We start from the raw sequence: 19830 nt of genomic DNA on the forward strand, positions 1-19830 counted from the left end.
GTAAACTGTTAATGTGTTGTGATGACGACTTTCATCACGTTTAACATTTATTTATTTTACGGCCTCGTGTTTTTTGCGATTGGTTGCGTGGTGGTGTTTCGGAATTTTAAATATAGTCAGCTATCTATATCTGAGACGTTATGGGCGCTGGCGCTTTTTGGTTTCTTTCATGCTTTTCATGAGTGGTCTGAGCTATACGCCATCTTATTCAGTGATGATATCTCGCCAAAATATCATTCTGTGGTGCAATGGTTAAGAGTGATAAAACTGTCACTTTCTTTTGCTGGCTTGATGATTTTTGCTTGGCTTTTATTCCGAATTTGCCCTAAAACGTGTGCAAGAATAGGCCAGTTTATTACCGCAGCAATTATGGTGATTTATATTCTGGTGATGTTGTTCTTATATCAAAGGAGTTCAGTGCTGGCGGAAACATTTGCACAAGCTGCCAGCTACACTCGTTTTTTACTCGGCTTTGGTAGTGCCACCTTAGCCGGAGTGGGTATCGCTGTTTATGGTCATCAATTGCGTCAGGATAGTCACGAATATGGGCAGTATTTTATTGCCACTGGTGTTGGGTTATTTATCTACGGTGTATTGGCTGGTTTAGTGCCGACAGAGCTTCATTCTTCCGTTCCAGTGTATAGAACCTTAGCGGCCACTTTTGTGTTGATCACGCTCTACAAGGCACTCAATATTTTTGATATTGAGAAAGAAATGGCCACAGAGGCTAAGCTGAAGCGAGCTATTGAAGCGGATAAATATAAAGCCATTGGGCATTTAGCGATGGGAATAGCCCATGAAATTAATAACCCTTTGGCTTCTTCTACTTTGGCATTGGATTTACTCGAACGAAAACTTCCAGTGAAGTTGGATGAGTTAACGGATTATATTAATAGAGCGCGCTTAGGCATTGATAGGGCATCTGTTATCAGTAAAGAATTACTGGCCTATGCTCACACCGATTTGGGTAACGCTCAAAAGGTGTATTTTTGTGATGTCATTTATGGCGCTAAGCAATTAATGAGTCATAAAATTGTCCCTTACGTTATCAATATTGATTGTGATCCATCCTTAAGTATCATTGGTCAGAAGGTGAAGTTGGAAGAGTTATTAATTAACTTACTTAATAACGCCATGGATGCCAGTGGTCATAACTCTCATATCGATATCAGCGTCACTAGAGATGAGCATCAGGTTTTATTTGAAGTCAGAGACTATGGCGATGGAATGAATGAGCAAACGCAGCAACAAGCCACAGAATTGTTTTACTCAACTAAACCTATAGGTAAGGGAACGGGATTAGGCTTGGCTATTTGTAAGCAAATTGTCAGTGCTCATAAAGGGAAAATGAACATTATCAGTGCCAAAGGCGTTGGTACTAGAGTACTTATCCGTTTTGCCACAGGGGGGGAGTGTGAATGGTTAACGTGTTAATTGCAGAAGACGATCATGAACTTAGGCGAAATATGGTCGATATTCTTCAACTTGAAGGCTATCAAGTCACCGGTGTTGACAGTGGTGAAGCTGCAATAACTGCTTGTGAGCAGCAAAATTATGATATTGCTCTGTTAGATTTAGTGATGTCTGGTATGACAGGTGTTGAGGCCATTTCCAATTTACGCCAACTTAACCCCTATATGGCGGTGGTCATTGTGACGGCTTATGCCACGGTTGATACCGCTGTGGATGCGATGAAAAAGGGTGCCGATAATGTTATCACTAAGCCTTTTAATAGTTCGGTGTTAATTGTCACTATAAAACGCAGTATTCAAGAAAAACTATTATTAAAAACAACCAATGATATCGATCCAGATTGTGTCTATTCTGCGTTAGCAAACGCCTTGCGACGCGAAACACTTAAGCAGTTAGGTACTCATAAGCAGCTAAAGTTTATGGATCTTTGCCGATTAGTGGGGGTTGCAGACCATACCAAATTTAATTTCCACTTACGCCAGCTAAAAAAAGCAGGTTTGGTAATGCAAAATGAGAGCAAGATCTACATTTTAACAAGTACCGGTCAATTCGTATTACAAAACCACAACTTATCATTATAGTTTTAATGCATTTAAATCAGTTGGTTAAGTTTATTGTGATAACAATAGTTCACAAGTTGTTAGAGACTGTGAACTATCGTTATCTATCTCTTTATAGGTAATCCGCAAATACTGAGCATATGTCCAAAGAGACATATCAATCACGCCCAACAACATTGTGCAGTGATTGAAAGCCAATTTGAGGATGAACTGATGAAAACAATAATTCCATACAAAAAATTACTTCTTGCCAGTATGATTACCATGCTTGTTGCTTGTGGTAGTGACAATGACGATACCGTTACTCCACCACCAGCAGATGAAAATACCCCCCCAGTAGCAACTGCTGATATTGCCAATGTTCTGGCTGCACAAGTTGTGACCATTGATGTGCTAGCAAATGACACCGATGCCGATGGCGACACCTTGGCAATTGTTTCTGTTGATTCTGGTAGCGCAGTGATTAAAGATGGCAAGGTTGACTTTACCGCTGGTGCAGAAGCCGGTGAAGTGACGTTTAATTACACCATTACTGATGGCACCGACGAAGCATCAGCTGTAGCCACGGTAACCGTAGAGGCTATTCCTGAGCCAGAAGCATTAAGCTATGTCGGGTCTTCATCTTGTGCTGCCTGCCACGCTGATACGCACGAGACTTTTGTAAAAACTGGTCACAACTTCAAAATCATGAAAAACCCGGGCAATGATGCTCCGGTATTTCCGTATACTCCTGCTACAACCATTATTGGCGCTATCGATTTGTTGGTCAATTCAACAGCCAATAATGATTTAGGTGCACCAACAAGTTATGACGAGGTCTCATATACTGTTGGTGGTTACGGTTGGAAAATGCGCTGGTTAGACAAAGATGGCTACATCGTTACCGGTCAAGACGTGCAATACAATATTCGTAATGCTGCTGGTGAATTGAATATTCCTGATAATCATCCAGGTGATGTGGATGTTATGGGCGATTACAAGGGAGACCAATTCAATGTTAAATATAGCTGTGGTAACTGTCATACAACGGGGTGGAAACGTACGACTGATGTAGCAGGTGGCGATACTCGCAGCCCATTACGTCAAGATGATCTTCCTGGCATGGATGGTACCTTTGCAGAGCAAGGCGTTCAGTGTGAATCTTGTCATGGCGCGGGTAGTGAGCATGTCAAAGCACCATCATCAGAAAATATCGTTAAGATTGCCGTTGCTCGTATAACCGAAGATTTCTTAGCCGATGATATGGGCTATGGTAAAGCGGTCACATGCGCCGAGTGTCATACTCGTGATGGTGAGAAAGATTACCCAACATTTATTAGCCATTATAACGATGCCTTCCCTGATGGAAGTAAAGTCGGTGGTCGTATCATCTCTAGTGGTGGATTATCAAAGCATCACCAGACTGGCGATGAAATGTTAGGCGTTGTACCTGAAGACCATGGCACTTATAAAGCCGGTGACGAAATTGGTCCTAAGAGCGGTATGGCGTGTACCTCTTGTCATGATTCTCACAAGTCTACCTTAAATGCAGACAGTGCTGATGGTTTGCATACTGGTGCAGTTAAAGAGTGTTCTTCTTGCCATATGGGTGAATACAAGAAAGAGTTTACCGTTGGAGTACATGAGTTTGTTGCAGAGTGTACCGACTGTCATATGCCAAAATTGGCTAAGAGCGCAGTAAAACATTTCGGAAAAGATGGCACAACGGCCTTTGGTGACGTCAAATCTCACCTGTTTACTCTTGACCTAGACCCTGCCGCGAAGCAGTTCACTGAAGATGGTAAGTTCCAAATGCCTTGGGCAACCGCGCAGTACTCTTGCGGTGAGTGCCATGCTGATTATGCTGATAAAGCAGCAGCACTACCTGATGGTAAAATGCATAAGTAAACATTAGCGCTACCTTAAAGCCATGCGGTATTCCGCATGGCTTTTTTTATTGTTAAATGATGAAGCCGTCAATAATCTGGTTTTAGATTATCCATGTAACTGTTGTGATGAAACTGTTTGAGTAACTTAAATGAGTTAACGAATTAACCGCTTAATGAAAAAAGCCATCAATATTAATTGATGGCTTTTTTCATTAATGTTTAACTGCCGGGGTTTATGGATCAAAGACCTTATGTTGCTCACTATTCACCAAGGCAAAATAGTTTCAAACCATCATTTGGCGTTATTGAACCATCCCGCCAGTATTAAGCGAGTGTTATTACCAAGTAGCGCTAACATGAATGAATTTACACAATATAATCATGACTTACATTGTTGAACAAACTAAAGCTCAGCTGCAAGAAGATAAAATACTTACCCCGCACTAAAAATAGTGATTGAGTTGATTTAGGTTGTCGTGGTGATGCAGGGGAATAAATTAGCGCTCAACAGTAACAATAGTCGTATCCTTCATAAGATATTAATCAACACAAACAGTCTAAAGATAAATTAGATCAACAATCGGTGGGTAAAAAGTAGTGTGGGTAAAACATCAATGCAGACGGATACACTGATGCTATAAAGGTAATTATTGTTGAACGAGACATTATTCCCAAAGGGAATTATTAATAGTTTGGTTTTCAAAAACGGCATGTCGTCGGCATCGTTATTCACTGCATAGTCAAAGCGTTTCAAGTTCAATTATTGACGACGAACAAGGTAATCGTTTTGTTGGTGAATTCCCCTAAGGGATAAATAGCCCATGGTGAAGGCGTTAAAGCCTATGGCGTTTACTTATCGCTATATCCGTTATTGCCTTATTGAGTAATATGTTAGCCACAATTATGCTGAAAATGATATCAGGATGACAAAAGTGCATCAAAAGACCTGCCTGCTTTAGGCATTGGCAGGCCATAGATGTTTTACTTAATTCGAGTCACTAATCGACTTAGTTAATAGACTGAGTTAATCGACTTAGCAAAAAGCTAAAATTTCAGCAACACATGGCTTAGCATTTCAGTTAAAGAATAAATTGTCTTATATATTTATATTTATCTAAGAAAATGCGGAATCGTTAGCGCTAGTGTTGTACAAAAAAAGCCATTCAATTGAATGGCTTTTTTGTCGATATTTTTAATGGTATTACTCAGGGTTAGTGACTTTTTCTGCAATAATGACTGGCAGCGTCTGCTTTTTACCCTCACGTATAATGGTCATGTTGACTTTCGTGCCCGGTGGGGTTTCTGCAATTCGGTCCATCAACATTTCAACACCAGGCACATCTTCGTCATTATACTGAGTAATAACATCCCTAGGGGTTAAACGTGCTCGGGCAGCCGGTCCGCCAGGATCGATACCCGTCACCAACACGCCTTTCAAATCTGGTAGGTTAAGTATTTGTGCCATGACAGCGTTAAGCGGTTCTCCCGAAATGCCTAACGCGCCACGAATAACCCGGCCATCCTTAATTAATTTGTCCATAATACTGTGGGCTAACTTTATCGGGATCGCAAAGCTAATGCCGTTACCACCATTATCGCCACCCACTTGGAATGCCGCGGTGTTGATACCAATGAGCTCACCACCGGTATCGACTAATGCTCCGCCAGAGTTACCGGCATTAATGGCCGCATCTGTTTGTAAGAAGTCTAAGTAACCAGAACTTAAGCCGTTGCGGCCGGTTGCACTAATAATACCTTGGGTAATGGTTTGGCCAATGTTGTAAGGGTTACCAATCGCCAATACCACATCGCCGACTTGGGCTAGTTTATCAAGATTAACCGGTACGATAGGTAAATTATCGCCTTCAATTTTTAATACAGCTAAATCTGTTTCGGGATCGGAACCCACCACTTCGGCAGTAAATTTTCGCCCATTTTGCAGTGCAATAACAATTTCGTCGGCTTTTTTTATCACATGGTAATTGGTTAGTACATAACCTTCGTTACTCATTATTACCCCAGAGCCTAAGCCTTGAAGCGAACTTGAATTGAGTGGATTACCTTGATCAATACTAAGACTGTAAATATTAGCAACTGCCGGTGCGGCTCGTCGAACGGCTTTAGCAAAAGATAATTCTGAGCCACTGGAGCTGACATTGGATAAATTATGATTGAACGAGGAATTTTGCATCAACGAGGTTATGGCTAAAAAAACAGCTGCCATGATCAGACCAAATACCACAGCTTTAGTTATATAAATGCAAGTGTCTTTTAAATTCATGGCTTGAATAATTGTTAAAAATAATAGTTGAAATATTAACATAGCTCAAAGAAATAAGCACCGACCAAAGGCTTGGCGATGCTTCATTCTTTAACTAACACCAAAGACTATAACGTAATGGTTGTTATTGCTGTGTGACTCTGTTTATAGGCAATAATAATGTAATACATGTTAGCGTAATACATGTTAGCGTAAAACAAGGTAGAGCAAATGGTTGTCACGTAATATTTTAAGTGCCGCAGAGCTTTGATTATCTTTCAACATTTCTGTTAATGCTTTAAGGCTGGTCACTTTACTGCGGTTTAGCCCCACAATTAAATCACCTTTCTCTAAACCGCTCATTGCCGCCGGTGAGCCTTGAGCAACCTCTGTGATCTGGATGCCTTTTTTGCTGTCTTCTAACGTGGCACCTTGTAGCATAGGATGCACATTACCCGCTTCTGCTTCGACTTTATCTGCTTTACCTAATGTCGCTTCAATAGTTTTTTTATCGCCGTCACGAATAATACCAAATTCTACTTCTGCTCCCTCGCCCATAGTGGCCACTTTTGCCCGTAATTCTTGGAAGGTTTTAATACTGCGACCATTGAGGCTGACTATAATATCTCCCGCTTTTAGCCCTGCTTTATCCGCAGCACTTTTTGGCATGACTTCATTAACAAAACCGCCATGCAGAGTATCTAAACCAAAAGCTTTGGCGAGTTCACTATCAAGATCGCGTCCTGATACACCTAATACCCCACGTCTGACTTCACCATGTTCAATAATTTGATCAACAAGGTTATTCACCATATTGGCAGGGATAGCGAAACCAATACCGACGTTACCGCCATTAGGGGCGACAATTGCGGTATTTATCCCGATGAGTTCGCCTTTTAAGTTAACCAATGCGCCGCCAGAGTTACCACTATTTATAGCGGCATCTGTTTGGATAAAGTTTTCGAGCATTTCTATGCCTAAACCACTGCGACCTAGCGCGCTGACAATCCCTGATGTAACGGTTTGCCCAAGACCAAATGGGTTACCAATGGCAACAGCAAAATCACCAACGCGGATTTCGTCAGAATCAGTTTGCTTAATAGCGGTTAAGTTTTGGGCTTCAATTTGCAGTAAAGCAATATCGGACTCTTTATCTGCACCAATGAGCTTAGCCGTTACTTCGCGACCATCATGTAAACCAATTTGAATGTCGTCTGCACCGTTAATGACGTGATTGTTGGTAATAATGTAGCCTTTATCAGCATCGATAATAACGCCAGAGCCTAAGCCTCTAAAAGGGCGCTCTTGAACTTGTTCTTGTGGTGCGTTGGGGCCAAAGAAATAGCGAAACACATCCGGTACACGTTGCTTTGACACTTGGGTGCCCGTTACTGCTACCGACACAACTGCTGGCGTTGTGCGTTCTAACATTGGCGCTAAGCTAGGCAGGGTTTGACCGTCAACGGCTTGTGGAATGGCCGCTAGCGACAGCGTTGGTGTCATGACTAACGATGCCGTTAATAACGCAGCAGAGAGTAAGCTTAATTTGGTTTTCATCTAGGGACAGCTCCTGTATACATTCAAGCTTGATGAGAAAAATATCTGGCTTGATGACATGATGTTAAAGTTAAATATCGTTAATCATTTTGCTGATGTGTTGCCTAAAGCTCGTTTTATGATGTTCCACAATGGCGAGCAAGTCAGTACAATTATAGGTAAAGAATAAGCAAATTTACGTTAATCAATCAGAGTGGCTGTTATTATGTTAGTTCCTTTTTTATTAACAAAGGTTAATTTGATCCTTTGAAGCCATTACTCGTACTTATTGTTTAATGTTATTATCCGCAGCAATTATTTGATGTAAGAGAGTCGTAATCGTGTCGCAGTTAACCCCTTGGCAACATTATCAGCAAGACCTTACCCGAGACGACTTTTCACATGATATCGCACAAGAACAAGCGGTTAAGTCATTGCAACGCGTATATGACGAGTTGATTGTCGCCGCTAAACCCGTTTCGGGCTTGAATCAGTTGTTTGCTGCGGTGGGGATAAAATCGGCATCTGCCCCAGTAAAAGGCTTGTATTTATGGGGTGGGGTTGGCCGGGGTAAAACCTATCTGATGGATACCTTTTTTGATGCCTTGCCCACGGAGAGAAAATTACGTGCTCATTTCCATCGTTTTATGCATCAAATTCATCATGACTTAGGCGAACTCAAAGGGGTACAAGATCCTCTTCTGACGATTGCTAAAAAGATGGCGTCACAATATCAAATTATCTGCTTCGATGAGTTTTTTGTGTCTGATATCACTGATGCCATGTTGTTGGGCACCTTATTTCAAGCATTGTTTAAAGAAGGGGTCGCACTTGTCGCTACCTCGAACATCATTCCTGATGAATTATACAAAAATGGCTTACAGCGGGTGCGTTTTTTACCTGCGATTGCATTGATTAACCAGCATTGTGAAGTCTTAAATGTTGATTCAGGGATTGATTACCGTCTACGGACCTTAGAGCAAGCAGAGATTTATCATTATCCACTCGATGAACAAGCTGATATCAATCTATTACATTATTTTGATCAACTCGCGCCGGAATCAGATAGATTTACCACGCCGATAGAAATCGATGGACGCGCCATTCGTATTCGTCAACAGTCGCAAGGTGTGCTGTTAATCGACTTCCGTGATTTGTGTGATGGGCCTCGTTCGCAACGTGACTACATGGAAATGGCTTGCTTTTATCATACTGTGCTGTTGAGTGGGCTTGAGCAAATGGGGGCGCAGCAAACGGGTGATGATATCGCCCGGCGTTTCTTAGCTATGGTCGATGAATTTTATGAGCGAAATGTGAAATTGATTATTTCAGCGCAAGTGGAATTGGAGCACATTTATACTGATGGCCTGTTAAGTTTTCAATTCAGGCGTTGCCGTTCAAGGTTGATTGAAATGCAATCGAGAGAGTATCTCGCGTTGGAACATTTGCCTTAGTTTACCAGCGCTATTTTTTTAAAAAAAGCCGAACGCTTTTTGTTCAACGTGTATAGAACAGTTAATTTAAAATATTATCAAAAAGCAGGTGATCTTTGCTGTGGCTTTGCGTATAATCTGCGACCTGCCCGCGTTAATCCGCCAATTGGGCGGAAGTTATAAGCCAATATTCATGTTCGAAGGGGCAAGAATCGGTAATTTTGTGTTGATTGCAATCCGCATTCAGCATGTAAGACAGAAAATTAACTTTGGGTTTTTGTAATAATGAAGACTTTTACTGCTACACCAGAAACTGTAACTCGTGACTGGTTTGTTGTTGACGCTGAAGGCAAAACTTTAGGTCGTATCGCAACTGAAATCGCAACTCGCTTACGTGGCAAGCATAAGCCAGAATACACACCGCACGTTGACACTGGTGATTATATCATCGTTATCAATGCTGAAAAGGTAACTGTAACTGGTAATAAAGCTGCTGGTAAGATTTACTACTCTCATTCAGGCTTCATTGGTGGCATTAAGCAGATCAGCTTTGAGAAGCTTCAAGCTCATAAGCCTGAAATGATCATCGAGAAAGCAGTTAAGGGTATGTTACCAAAAGGTCCTTTGGGCCGTGCTATGTTCCGTAAGCTTAAAGTTTACGCTGGCACAGAACATAACCATGCTGCACAACAACCACAATTTCTTGATATCTAAACGGGAGGAGTAATAAAATGGCTGCAACTCAGTACTACGGCACTGGCCGTCGCAAAACATCTACAGCTCGCGTTTTCGCTAAAGCAGGTAGTGGCAATATCGTTGTTAACCAACTTCCACTGGATGTGTATTTTGGTCGTGAAACGGCTCGTATGGTTGTTCGTCAACCATTAGAGTTAGTTGAAATGACTGATAAATTAGACATCTATGTAACTGTTAAGGGCGGTGGTACTACTGGCCAAGCTGGTGCAATTCGTCACGGTATTACCCGTGCACTATTGCAACTAGATGAAACATTACGTCCTTCTCTACGTACCGCTGGTTTTGTTACCCGTGATGCACGTAAAGTTGAGCGTAAGAAAGTTGGTCTACGTAAAGCACGTCGTAAGCCACAGTTCTCTAAGCGTTAATTCGTTTTTTGGATTCAAAAAACCCAGCTTATGCTGGGTTTTTTATTGCCTAAAATTTAGCGCGCAAGATGTGTTTTGTGTGCATATTAATGATGTTCTATAAAATCGCTGCAGATAAGCTCGAAAACATCGGCCGAAGATGTCATGCCAATCAAATTACTTTACTCTGTGTTGACGCATTTTAACGTACGACGGCATGATCTATTTTGTTCCATACAAGATAAGACATTTCCTCCATTGTCCATGGCGGTCAGATACAAAAGGTAGATCAACCCAGAGCAGTTGCCGAACAACACTATGCCTTTAAGTCTTGGTCTTGATTAAAACAACTTAAATTCCCGCTGCATGACCCAATATTGAACACGATTGGTGTCAGTTAAAGAGAGACTACAACATGAATATACAGCTGTTAATAACCGCATTTGGCTTAGTTTTAATTCTTGAAGGGCTTGGTCCGTTACTTTTCCCTAACAAGTGGCAAAAATATTTATTAGAGCTTTCAACACAAAAGCAAAATGTTCTCAGACGCTTAGGTGGCTGTTTAGTGACTATAGGCGTCATTTTATTGATCACATTTCAATAAAATACTTGCCTATAACCCCCTAAAATCTGTTAAAATTCTATTTTATACCACAAGACGTTGCAGCTAATCATGGGTAAGAATGTAGTCGTGCTCGGCACTCAATGGGGTGACGAAGGTAAAGGTAAGATTGTCGACCTTTTAACAGAACAGGCAAAATATGTAGTTCGTTACCAAGGCGGCCATAATGCCGGTCATACTTTGGTAATTGATGGTGAAAAAACCGTTCTTCATCTTATTCCGTCAGGTATTTTACGTGATAACGTAAAATGCATTATCGGTAATGGTGTGGTCGTTTCTCCTGATGCGTTGATGACAGAAATCAACATGTTAAAAAAACGTGGTGTCCCTGTAGAGGAACGTTTATTAATTTCTGAAGCATGTCCGCTTATCCTTCCATTCCATTGTGCATTAGATGTTGCCCGTGAGAAAGCGCGCGGTAATAAAGCCATCGGCACCACTGGACGGGGTATTGGTCCTGCATATGAAGACAAAGTCTCTCGTCGCGGTTTGCGCATTGGTGATTTGTTTAATGCAGAACTATTTGCGACTAAGTTACAAGAAGTTATGAAATACCATAACTTTATGCTAACTGAGTACTACCATGTTGAAGCCGTTGATTATCAGCAAACACTAGATGATGCATTGGCAATTGCTGATTATCTCAAAAGCATGTGTACTGATGTCAGTGAAATGTTAGATGTTGCCCGTAAAGCGGGTGAGCCCATTCTATTTGAAGGCGCTCAAGGAACATTATTGGATATCGACCACGGTACTTATCCATTTGTGACCTCATCAAACACAACTGCGGGTGGTGTTGCGACGGGTTCAGGTTTTGGTCCTCGTCATCTAGACTATGTGTTAGGCATCATGAAAGCGTACACGACGCGTGTCGGTGCGGGTCCATTCCCAACGGAATTAACCAATGAAATTGGTGATTATATTGGTGAGAAAGGCCAAGAGTTTGGTGCTACAACGGGTCGCAAACGTCGCCCTGGTTGGTTAGATGCTGTGGCCATGCGCCGTGCCGTTCAAATCAACAGTCTTAGCGGTTTTTGCTTAACTAAATTAGACGTTTTAGACGGTCTAAAAGAAGTTAAGATTTGTGTTGGCTATCAATATGCTGATGGAACAGTTTCAAAGGTGACCCCTTTAGCTGCTGAAGGTTATGATCTAGTTACCCCAATTTATGAAACTATGCCTGGTTGGAGTGAAAACACTTTCGGTGCCACAACCATCGAGCAATTACCTGCCGCGGCAATTAATTATATCAAGCGTCTCGAAGTGTTATTAGAAACGCCCATTGATATTATCTCTACCGGTCCGGATAGAAATGAAACCATGATTTTGGTGAGTCCGTTCAAGTAAACTAAAAAGGCCGCGATAAGCGGCCTTTTTAATGAGTGCGATTAACTGTCGTAGCAGTTTCTACTCAAGAAATACGCTATACTGCCGATGGGTTAGTCATGATAGTGTCATCGAGAATCCTTATGTTGCGTATCTCTTTATTGTTGTTGAGTGTTGTGTCCATCAATGTTTTTGCGGTCACCGAAGCCGTCGATATCTATAGCGATCAACAATTGATTTCGCTCATTCGTTCAAATCAATATTTGCAACGCGTAAAAGCTGACGACTGTCAGTTAGTGCAAGACATTGAAGCCCGTGCAGAAGTGTTGCAGCAACCCATGTACCAGTTTTTATGGGGTGAAATGCTCAATAACGGTGTGTGCGTAAAGGCACATCCCTCTCGCGGTATGGCACTACTGCAAACCGCTGCAGAGCAAGGTAGCCCCGAAGCGATGGTAAAATTGGCAGATTATTATTATCGCGGTAAACTAGTGGTTAAAGATCCTAATCGTGCCGTGCAATATGTGTTGCCTGCCGCAGCGAATGGGGATTTAACCGCAAAAATGATATTGGTTCGTTTATTTGGACAAGGCTACGGAAGTCCTGCCGATTATGAACTAGGCTATCATTGGTTATATAACAGTATATTTGACGACGACGCCCAACAGAAAAAGGCCTCGTCCTTATTGCAGATGCTAGCTGCAAAAATGCCTGCCAGTATTGTGGCCAGAGCACAGCAGCCACAGCTGTACACACGTTAAAGGCTCCACGATATGGAGCGAATTATTTGGAAATTGAATGATCAACGATCCTCATTTTGAGAGAGAACAAGACAAGTACGACAATCCTATTCCTAGCCGTGAGTATATTTTAGAATACTTGCGTGCACAAAAGTCTCCTGTTACCCGCGATAAAATTGCCGAAGCATTAACCATTACTGAAGAAGTGCCATTAGAAGCGCTTCGTCGCCGTTTACGCGCAATGGAACGTGATGGGCAATTAGTCTTTACCCGCGGGCAAAGCTATGGCTTACCTGAACGGATGGATTTATTGTCTGGTACGGTTTTAGGCCATCGCGATGGATTTGGCTTTTTTAAGCCAGATGAAGGCGGTGATGACTTATTTATTAATAATCGCGATATGCTGATGTATTTCCATGGTGATAAAGTGCTCGCTCAAAAAGCGGGTACCGATCGTCGTGGTCGCCGTGAAGCACGTATTGTCCGACTAGTACATGAGCGAACCGCAGCGTTAGTTGGACGTTATCACGTCGACAGCGGTATGGGCTTTGTGATTGCAGATGACCGACGTATTACCCAAGAAATATTAATCGCCAGCGAAGATACGTTTGGCGCTCGCGCCGGTGATGTGGTTGTTGTTGAATTAACTCGTCGTCCAGGTCGTTTTGTTAAAGCAGCAGCAAAAGTGACTGAAGTCTTGGGTAAGACAATGGCACCGGGTATGGAAATCGAAATTGCGTTACGTAATTATGATTTACCCCATACTTGGTCTGAGATTATTGAGAAAAAACTTAAACGTATTCCCGACGAAGTCACCGAAGACGATAAGTTAGGTCGCGTTGATTTACGTCATTTACCGTTGGTCACCATTGATGGCGAAGATGCCCGTGATTTTGACGATGCGGTATACGCTGAAGCAAAACCAAGTGGTGGCTGGCGTTTATGGGTTGCGATTGCTGATGTGAGCCATTATGTACGTACTGATTCTGCATTAGATACTGAGGCTCACTCACGAGGTAACTCAGTATATTTTCCGTCGCAAGTTATTCCAATGTTGCCTGAGAAAATCTCTAACGGCTTGTGTTCATTAAAGCCCCAGGTCGATCGTTTGTGCATGGTGGCCGAGATGACCATTTCTGCTGCCGGCAAATTATCGGGAACCAAGTTTTATTCTGCAGTAATGCACTCTCATGCTCGTTTTACTTACACTCAAGTGGCCGCGATGCTTGAAGGTGGCGCTATTGCGCCTGAGCACGAAGCGTTATTCCCACATTTATTGTGTTTGCAGTCATTATATCTCACCTTAGATAAGCGTCGTGCAGAGCGTGGGGCAATTGCATTTGAAACCCTAGAAACGCAGTTTATCTTTAATGAGCAGCGTAAAATTGACAAAATCGTCCCAAGAGGTCGTAACCAAGCGCATAAGATCATCGAAGAATGTATGATTTTAGCCAACGTGGCTTCAGCTAAGTTTGTTAAAAAACACAAAGGCGAAGTGCTATACCGTGTTCATGAAGCTCCATCGGCGCAAAAACTGGCTAATTTTAAAGAGTTTCTTGCTGAACGCGGCTTAAGTATGGATGGTGGACTCGAGCCGACACCGACAGACTATCAAAATATCATGCTGAAAATAGCCGATCGCCCTGACTTTGAGCTAATTCAAGTGATGTTATTGCGCTCTATGCGTCAAGCAGTCTATAGCCCAGATAACGAAGGTCACTTTGGTTTGGCATTAGAAGCGTATTCGCATTTTACCTCGCCAATTCGCCGTTACCCTGATTTGGTTTTGCATCGAGTGATCAAATATTTGCTCGCAAAAGAGCAGGGCGATGTTAACGATAAGTGGACGCGGGATGGGGGTTATCTCTACCAACTTGAAGAATTAGATTTATTAGGTGAAGAATGCTCTACCACTGAGCGTCGCGCTGATGAAGCAACTCGCGATGTCAGTGATTGGCTGAAATGTGAATATATGCAAGATCATGTCGGCGATACCTTCGATGCAGTTATTGCCTCAGTCACTAGTTTTGGATTGTTTGTCAGACTTAACGAATTATTTATTGATGGGCTGGTGCATATTTCAAGCCTGGCCAGTGACTACTATAAATTTGATCCTATGCGCCAACGATTAATTGGTGAAAATACTCGCCAAGTATACCAAGTGGGTGATGAAGTGACCGTTAAAGTTGCCGCGGTTAATCTTGATGATCGTCAAATTGACTTGTTGATGGTGGGTGACAACAGTAAAGGCGCGGGTAAACCTGCACGCAAAGGCAGCAAACCTTCAACCGCTCGTGAACGAGTGAATGCAGAAGGGGCTAAATCGGCACGGGGTAAATCGACAGGTAAATCTGATAAACCTAAGTCGGATAAGCCTAAATCGGATAAGCCTAAATCGGATAAGCCTAAATCTGATAAACCTAAGTCGGATAAGCCTAAATCGGATAAGCCTAAGCCCAGCAAGCGTCGTTCAAGTGGAAAAGCTTCATCGCCAGCAGCCAAACCTGCGGTTGCTAACAACTCTTCCGCTGTGGAACAAAAAGCTGATGCCACAAAACCCAATTCTAGTGTTAAGAAAAACCCTGCCAAGCGCAGCAAGAGATAGTAATTAAATGAAAAAACAAGATACCATTTTTGGCATTCATGCCGTTGAAGCATTGTTAAATAATAGCCCTGAACGCGTCATTGAGCTTTGGCTATTACAAGGCCGTGATGACGAACGCTTAACACCGTTGATTAATATAGCGTCCACGTTTGGTACCACACTTCAGCGTGCTGCACGTAAAGTATTAGATGACAAAGCCGGTAGTTCACATCACCAAGGTATTGTTGCGCGAGTAAAAGCGCTTAAGCCTCTAACTGAAAGTGATTTAGATGCATTGCTTGATAAAACAGAAGTGCCTTTTTTATTAATTTTAGACGGCGTTACTGATCCGCATAACCTTGGTGCGTGTCTACGTAATGCAGATGCTGCGGGTGTGCATGGGGTTATCGTGCCGAAAGATAATTCAGTCGGATTAACCTCAACAGTAAGCAAAGTCGCTTGTGGCGCAGCCGAAATCATACCGTTATTTCAAGTGACTAACCTTGCTCGTACCATGCGTCACTTGCAAGATAAAGGTGTTTGGATAGTCGGCGCGGCAGGTGAAGCTGAGAGTAATGTATATCAAGCTGACCTTAAAGGGCCGCTAGCGGTTGCTATGGGTGCTGAAGATAAAGGTTTGCGCCGGTTATCTCGCGAAGGCTGTGATTCATTGGTTTCAATTCCGATGGCTGGAAGCGTGTCGAGTCTCAACGTGTCTGTTGCTTCAGGGGTTTGTTTATTTGAAGCGGTCAGGCAGCGTTTAAGTTAATGACCAACCAGTAGCTTGTTTGCTATAAAGCGCGATCAAAAAACGGCGATATTTATCGCCGTTTTTTATTGTTCAATACTTTATTCATCACATATCAAAGTAAAGAAAATTAGCGTCTACCGATTTCGTTGTCGACATCCTCGTCATCCAATTCTTCTGGGATCAAATTATCAGCGCTCACAATGCTAGCATAAGCGGTATTATATTCTGCTGGCTCATCGGTATCATCAAACTCATCATCGGTTGATTCTGGCATGATATCAAATGCACCCTCAGCAGGATTGATCATTTGCTCGTTGACCATTTCAATATCCACGCGTGGATCTAACGAGGCTGCTAGCGGCGAGCCTACCATGTCACCCGCTGCCATTATATAATCTTCGGTAGTCGTGTGCTCAGCTTTTTGACGGACATTAATCCATAGTAGTCTTACGAGTAAAGTAAACGAACAGATGGCCATAAATCCATAGAGCATTTGGTCGCCTAACGCTTGCATTAAGCCAGAAGCAACTAAGGGGCCAATACTTGCTCCTATACCGAACGTGACTAATATTGTGGCTGACAGTCCTACTCGCTCGTGTTGCTCTACGCGCGAGTTAGCTAATGCGGTTGCTAATGGATACAAGGTAAAAGCTAAAATACCAAATAGGCTGGTTAATATTAATGAATATACTGAGTGGAATGGGACGACAGTAATAATTAATACGATAACACCCAATAAAGTGCAGTTAATTCGAATTAATAAGCTACGAGAGATCTTGTCGGATAATTTACCCATGGGCCATTGAGCTAACAATCCTGCAAAAATGGTACAAGACATGTAGATCGCAACGTGTTCAGGATCAATGCCTTTGGCAGTGGCGTAAGATGGCGCCAAACCATAAAAACACCCCACTATCATGCTACCTAATGCTATCGTTGTTAGGGCTTGAGGAGCGAGTTTCCAATAACGACCCATTTGTAACGGTGCTGGCGTTAACGGTTCAGGATGAATTCTGCGGGTGATTGAAATTGGCACAATACATAATGCGAAGCATATGGCTATTAATAGTAGCGGTTCTAACCCTAGATCAGGATATAAGCTAATGGCTCCCTGGCCAGCCATTAATGCTAAGTAAGATACAATCATGTAACTCGCAAAAACAGTGCCGCGTTGATTGGTTTCAGCTTGTTCATTCAACCAGCTTTCTAACACCATGTATTGGCACATCATTCCCATACCGACAGCAAAACGTAGCACTAACCAGACAGTTAAGTTGTCTATTAAGGCATGACCCAGTGCAGAGGCGGTAACGATCCCCGCACAAGCAACAAAAGCACGAATATGGCCAACTTGAGCAATAAGTTTATGACCTACTTTAGAGCCGCAGACAAGCCCAATATAGTAGGCTGACATCATGCCACCAATCCATATCTGTGGAACTTGCATGTTAGTCAGGCTTAAGCCTAAGTAAGTGGTTAGTAAACCTGCCGCCAGCACCATTAAAAAGGTGGTGCTATATAATGATGCAAAACTGCGAAGCGGGCTGTCCATAACTGGGCCTTTATTGGTTCAAAAAGGCTTCATGGCCTTATTTAGTGGTTCAAAAAGGCCATGAGGCCTTATTTATTGAGTGTATTGCTTCGCTTCAATGAAGATCAATAACTATTGAAACGTGTACAACAAGTTGAATGTGGTAATGGTATCGGTATTTCTACTTTCATCAGGAACCACCTCGGTGTACTTGATGTTCATGCCTATTTTAAATGCCCAATCCTGAATAAAAGTATTTTTATAACTCATATCAAGAGTTAATGTATTGTTGTCTTGACCTGTTTCAGCGGTCACATCGGCATTAAAGCTTGTGTACTCTTGTAATTTAACCGTGTACTTAGCCGCAGAACGCAGAATAATATCGCGGTTTGCTTCTGGGTCAGGCACTAAGGTACTTTCTTTGGCTAAGTCATAACGATAACCCGGACCGACTTCAAGGCTTAATTTGGTTTTATAGTTTTTAATCAAGTCAAAGCCATAACCTGCTGAAATAGTTGAAATTTGTGTGTATGAGCCAAATTGGTCCCAGGTAAATTCACCACGACCAAACACATAACCTCGTTCCAACTTATAGTTTGACTGTAAAAACAGCTGATATCGCTCTGCGGTCGACTCGGTTCCATCAGCAGCATAATATGCTTTTATCGTCGCTTCCTGTTTGGTACTCGGCGAGTCATAAGTTAAATAAGTGCGGCCGTTGAAGTTTTTAGTTTCATTATTGCCACTATTTAACTGAAGTCCTGCTTCAATCTCAGCATTAAAATTACTGGGTGGCTCTTGGTAATCTGGTGGAACCAATGCCCATGCTGGTGCAGACAATAGAAAGAAGCAGCATGTGGTTACTATTTTTTTTATAGACATCATTAGAGTGTTTTATTCTTAACGGCGTAAACGCGATATTTTCGACTGTCGACATCATACCTGTAATCAAGATTGCTGAAAAGAGTGAGTTAGTGCTTGAGTTTACGGCGCACTTTATGTATCATCGCGCGCTCAAATCAGTCACTTTAATTCGTTCCTTGCCTCTAACTTGGTCTGACTGAGCCAAAACGAGGCTACCTAACCGTAAGGAGCAATAGATGCGTCATTATGAAATCGTATTTATGGTTCACCCAGATCAAAGTGAACAAGTCCCAGGTATGATTGAGCGTTGCACCGGTATTATCACCGCTGCTAATGGTACAGTCCACCGTTTAGAAGATTGGGGTCGCCGTCAATTGGCTTACCCAATTCAAGACCTACATAAAGCTCACTATGTTCTTATGAACGTAGAAGCATCTGCAGAGTCTATTGAAGCACTAGAAACAGCTTTCCGTTTCAACGACGCTGTTCTGCGTAACATGGTAATGCGCACTAAAGTTGCCGTTACTGAAGATTCTCCTATGGCAAAAGCAAAAGACGAACGTGAAACACGTCGTTCACCTGCTGATGACCGTAAGGTAGAAGAAAGCGCTGAAGAAAAGGCTGAATAATTTTTTGTGAATAACCACTTAACGTTGTCAGGAACGATAACTCGTTCAAGGCGATTTGATAGCCCTAGCGGTATTGCCCATGTGGTCATAACGGTAGAGCATAAATCACAGCGACAAGAAGTAGAAATGTTGAGAAACGTCTACTGTTTGATCCAAGTGGTATTAAGTGGCCCGCGCTTTAATAGCGTTGCAAATAAATTACAAGCAGGTGTGCAAGTTGATGTTGAAGGGTTTCTTTCACTACAACAAGGGCGAAATGGCCAAAACCGTTTAGTCTTGCATGCTGAAAATGTCGAATTGAAAACTTAGGAGACTGTCAAAATGGCACGTTATTTCCGTCGTCGCAAGTTCTGCCGCTTCACCGCTGAAGGTGTTGTACAGATTGATTACAAAGATATCGTTACTTTAAAGAACTATATCACTGAAAGCGGTAAGATTGTTCCTAGCCGTATCACTGGTACTAGTGCTAGATATCAACGTCAACTAGCTCGCGCTATCAAGCGTGCTCGTTATCTTTCTCTACTGCCATATACTGATTTACATCAGTAAT

Annotated in this window: 18 protein-coding genes; 14 read left to right on the forward strand and 4 right to left on the reverse strand. The window is 42.4% G+C overall.

The window, feature by feature from the left end:
- Positions 1-21 precede the first annotated feature (21 nt).
- The 3 genes from AAEY93_RS04250 to AAEY93_RS04260 all read left to right on the forward strand — a co-directional run bounded on the left by AAEY93_RS04250 (position 22) and on the right by AAEY93_RS04260 (position 3920).
- Positions 22-1434, forward strand: coding sequence for a sensor histidine kinase (locus AAEY93_RS04250; protein WP_124012475.1), 1413 nt, complete (start codon positions 22-24; stop codon positions 1432-1434).
- Positions 1419-2054, forward strand: coding sequence for a response regulator (locus AAEY93_RS04255; protein WP_124012474.1), 636 nt, complete (start codon positions 1419-1421; stop codon positions 2052-2054). The genes AAEY93_RS04250 and AAEY93_RS04255 overlap by 16 nt, the downstream gene beginning before the upstream one ends.
- 192 nt (positions 2055-2246) lie before the next feature.
- Positions 2247-3920 (forward strand): Ig-like domain-containing protein, encoded by a 1674-nt coding sequence (locus tag AAEY93_RS04260; protein WP_124012473.1) that lies wholly within the window; start codon positions 2247-2249, stop codon positions 3918-3920.
- 1182 nt (positions 3921-5102) lie between these two features.
- Here AAEY93_RS04260 and degS read toward each other — a convergent pair.
- Together degS and degQ are read right to left on the reverse strand one after the other, a co-directional pair.
- Positions 5103-6182 carry an outer membrane-stress sensor serine endopeptidase DegS gene (degS, locus tag AAEY93_RS04265; protein ID WP_351075124.1) on the reverse strand — a complete coding sequence of 360 codons (1080 nt, stop codon included), beginning with the start codon at positions 6180-6182 and terminating at the stop codon, positions 5103-5105.
- Positions 6183-6368: 186 nt separating this feature from the next.
- Positions 6369-7718, reverse strand: a complete 1350-nt coding sequence (gene degQ, locus AAEY93_RS04270; RefSeq protein ID WP_335686781.1) for a Do family serine endopeptidase DegQ — start codon at positions 7716-7718, stop codon at positions 6369-6371.
- Positions 7719-8038: 320 nt separating this feature from the next.
- Here degQ and zapE point away from each other — a divergent pair, with 320 nt between their 5' ends.
- From zapE to rlmB, 8 genes are all read left to right on the forward strand, one after another.
- Positions 8039-9151 carry a cell division protein ZapE gene (gene zapE / locus AAEY93_RS04275; RefSeq protein WP_124012470.1) on the forward strand — a complete coding sequence of 371 codons (1113 nt, stop codon included), beginning with the start codon at positions 8039-8041 and terminating at the stop codon, positions 9149-9151.
- Positions 9152-9415: 264 nt separating this feature from the next.
- Positions 9416-9844, forward strand: coding sequence for a 50S ribosomal protein L13 (gene rplM / locus AAEY93_RS04280; protein ID WP_101034062.1), 429 nt, complete (start codon positions 9416-9418; stop codon positions 9842-9844).
- A 17-nt stretch (positions 9845-9861) separates the two neighbouring features.
- Positions 9862-10254 (forward strand): 30S ribosomal protein S9, encoded by a 393-nt coding sequence (gene rpsI, locus AAEY93_RS04285; RefSeq protein ID WP_101034063.1) that lies wholly within the window; start codon positions 9862-9864, stop codon positions 10252-10254.
- Positions 10255-10648: 394 nt separating this feature from the next.
- A complete protein-coding gene (locus tag AAEY93_RS04290; RefSeq protein WP_124012469.1) occupies positions 10649-10837 on the forward strand; it encodes a DUF2065 domain-containing protein in 189 nt (62 codons plus the stop codon).
- A 69-nt stretch (positions 10838-10906) separates the two neighbouring features.
- Positions 10907-12202, forward strand: a complete 1296-nt coding sequence (locus AAEY93_RS04295; protein ID WP_101034065.1) for an adenylosuccinate synthase — start codon at positions 10907-10909, stop codon at positions 12200-12202.
- Positions 12203-12324: 122 nt separating this feature from the next.
- Positions 12325-12942 carry a tetratricopeptide repeat protein gene (locus tag AAEY93_RS04300; RefSeq protein ID WP_164839439.1) on the forward strand — a complete coding sequence of 206 codons (618 nt, stop codon included), beginning with the start codon at positions 12325-12327 and terminating at the stop codon, positions 12940-12942.
- Between the two features lie 37 nt (positions 12943-12979).
- The gene (gene rnr / locus AAEY93_RS04305) at positions 12980-15526 is read left to right on the forward strand and encodes a ribonuclease R (RefSeq protein ID WP_351075129.1); all 2547 of its coding nucleotides are present in this window, start codon (positions 12980-12982) and stop codon (positions 15524-15526) included.
- Between the two features lie 7 nt (positions 15527-15533).
- A complete protein-coding gene (gene rlmB, locus AAEY93_RS04310; protein ID WP_351075131.1) occupies positions 15534-16274 on the forward strand; it encodes a 23S rRNA (guanosine(2251)-2'-O)-methyltransferase RlmB in 741 nt (246 codons plus the stop codon).
- A gap of 109 nt (positions 16275-16383) precedes the next feature.
- On the opposite strand, the gene AAEY93_RS04315 is transcribed toward rlmB, so the two are convergent.
- Together AAEY93_RS04315 and AAEY93_RS04320 are read right to left on the reverse strand one after the other, a co-directional pair.
- Positions 16384-17808 carry an MFS transporter gene (locus AAEY93_RS04315; protein WP_124012466.1) on the reverse strand — a complete coding sequence of 475 codons (1425 nt, stop codon included), beginning with the start codon at positions 17806-17808 and terminating at the stop codon, positions 16384-16386.
- 111 nt (positions 17809-17919) lie between these two features.
- Positions 17920-18672 (reverse strand): DUF481 domain-containing protein, encoded by a 753-nt coding sequence (locus tag AAEY93_RS04320; RefSeq protein ID WP_101034070.1) that lies wholly within the window; start codon positions 18670-18672, stop codon positions 17920-17922.
- Positions 18673-18887: 215 nt separating this feature from the next.
- Here AAEY93_RS04320 and rpsF point away from each other — a divergent pair, with 215 nt between their 5' ends.
- From rpsF to rpsR, 3 genes are read left to right on the forward strand one after another with little or no spacing between them, the layout of a single operon-like run.
- Complete coding sequence (gene rpsF, locus AAEY93_RS04325) at positions 18888-19280, forward strand: 30S ribosomal protein S6 (RefSeq protein WP_101034071.1); 393 nt, start codon at positions 18888-18890, stop codon at positions 19278-19280.
- A 6-nt stretch (positions 19281-19286) separates the two neighbouring features.
- Complete coding sequence (gene priB, locus AAEY93_RS04330; RefSeq protein WP_101034072.1) at positions 19287-19589, forward strand: primosomal replication protein N; 303 nt, start codon at positions 19287-19289, stop codon at positions 19587-19589.
- A gap of 12 nt (positions 19590-19601) precedes the next feature.
- Complete coding sequence (rpsR, locus tag AAEY93_RS04335; protein ID WP_101034073.1) at positions 19602-19829, forward strand: 30S ribosomal protein S18; 228 nt, start codon at positions 19602-19604, stop codon at positions 19827-19829.
- The last annotated feature ends 1 nt before the right edge of the window (position 19830 follow it).

Origin of the sequence: Shewanella sp. CAL98-MNA-CIBAN-0140, from assembly GCF_040309905.1 — a bacterium.
Classification (GTDB): Bacteria; Pseudomonadota; Gammaproteobacteria; order Enterobacterales; family Shewanellaceae; genus Shewanella; species Shewanella psychromarinicola.

Coding starts and splice junctions, on each gene's coding strand:
- AAEY93_RS04250 (WP_124012475.1), top strand. CDS start 22: ATGACGACTTTCATCACGTTTAACATTTATTTATTTTACGGCCTCGTG.
- AAEY93_RS04255 (WP_124012474.1), top strand. CDS start 1,419: ATGGTTAACGTGTTAATTGCAGAAGACGATCATGAACTTAGGCGAAAT.
- AAEY93_RS04260 (WP_124012473.1), top strand. CDS start 2,247: ATGAAAACAATAATTCCATACAAAAAATTACTTCTTGCCAGTATGATT.
- degS (WP_351075124.1), bottom strand. CDS start 6,182: ATGAATTTAAAAGACACTTGCATTTATATAACTAAAGCTGTGGTATTT.
- degQ (WP_335686781.1), bottom strand. CDS start 7,718: ATGAAAACCAAATTAAGCTTACTCTCTGCTGCGTTATTAACGGCATCG.
- rplM (WP_101034062.1), top strand. CDS start 9,416: ATGAAGACTTTTACTGCTACACCAGAAACTGTAACTCGTGACTGGTTT.
- rpsI (WP_101034063.1), top strand. CDS start 9,862: ATGGCTGCAACTCAGTACTACGGCACTGGCCGTCGCAAAACATCTACA.
- AAEY93_RS04290 (WP_124012469.1), top strand. CDS start 10,649: ATGAATATACAGCTGTTAATAACCGCATTTGGCTTAGTTTTAATTCTT.
- AAEY93_RS04295 (WP_101034065.1), top strand. CDS start 10,907: ATGGGTAAGAATGTAGTCGTGCTCGGCACTCAATGGGGTGACGAAGGT.
- AAEY93_RS04300 (WP_164839439.1), top strand. CDS start 12,325: ATGTTGCGTATCTCTTTATTGTTGTTGAGTGTTGTGTCCATCAATGTT.
- rnr (WP_351075129.1), top strand. CDS start 12,980: ATGATCAACGATCCTCATTTTGAGAGAGAACAAGACAAGTACGACAAT.
- rlmB (WP_351075131.1), top strand. CDS start 15,534: ATGAAAAAACAAGATACCATTTTTGGCATTCATGCCGTTGAAGCATTG.
- AAEY93_RS04315 (WP_124012466.1), bottom strand. CDS start 17,808: ATGGACAGCCCGCTTCGCAGTTTTGCATCATTATATAGCACCACCTTT.
- AAEY93_RS04320 (WP_101034070.1), bottom strand. CDS start 18,672: ATGATGTCTATAAAAAAAATAGTAACCACATGCTGCTTCTTTCTATTG.
- rpsF (WP_101034071.1), top strand. CDS start 18,888: ATGCGTCATTATGAAATCGTATTTATGGTTCACCCAGATCAAAGTGAA.
- rpsR (WP_101034073.1), top strand. CDS start 19,602: ATGGCACGTTATTTCCGTCGTCGCAAGTTCTGCCGCTTCACCGCTGAA.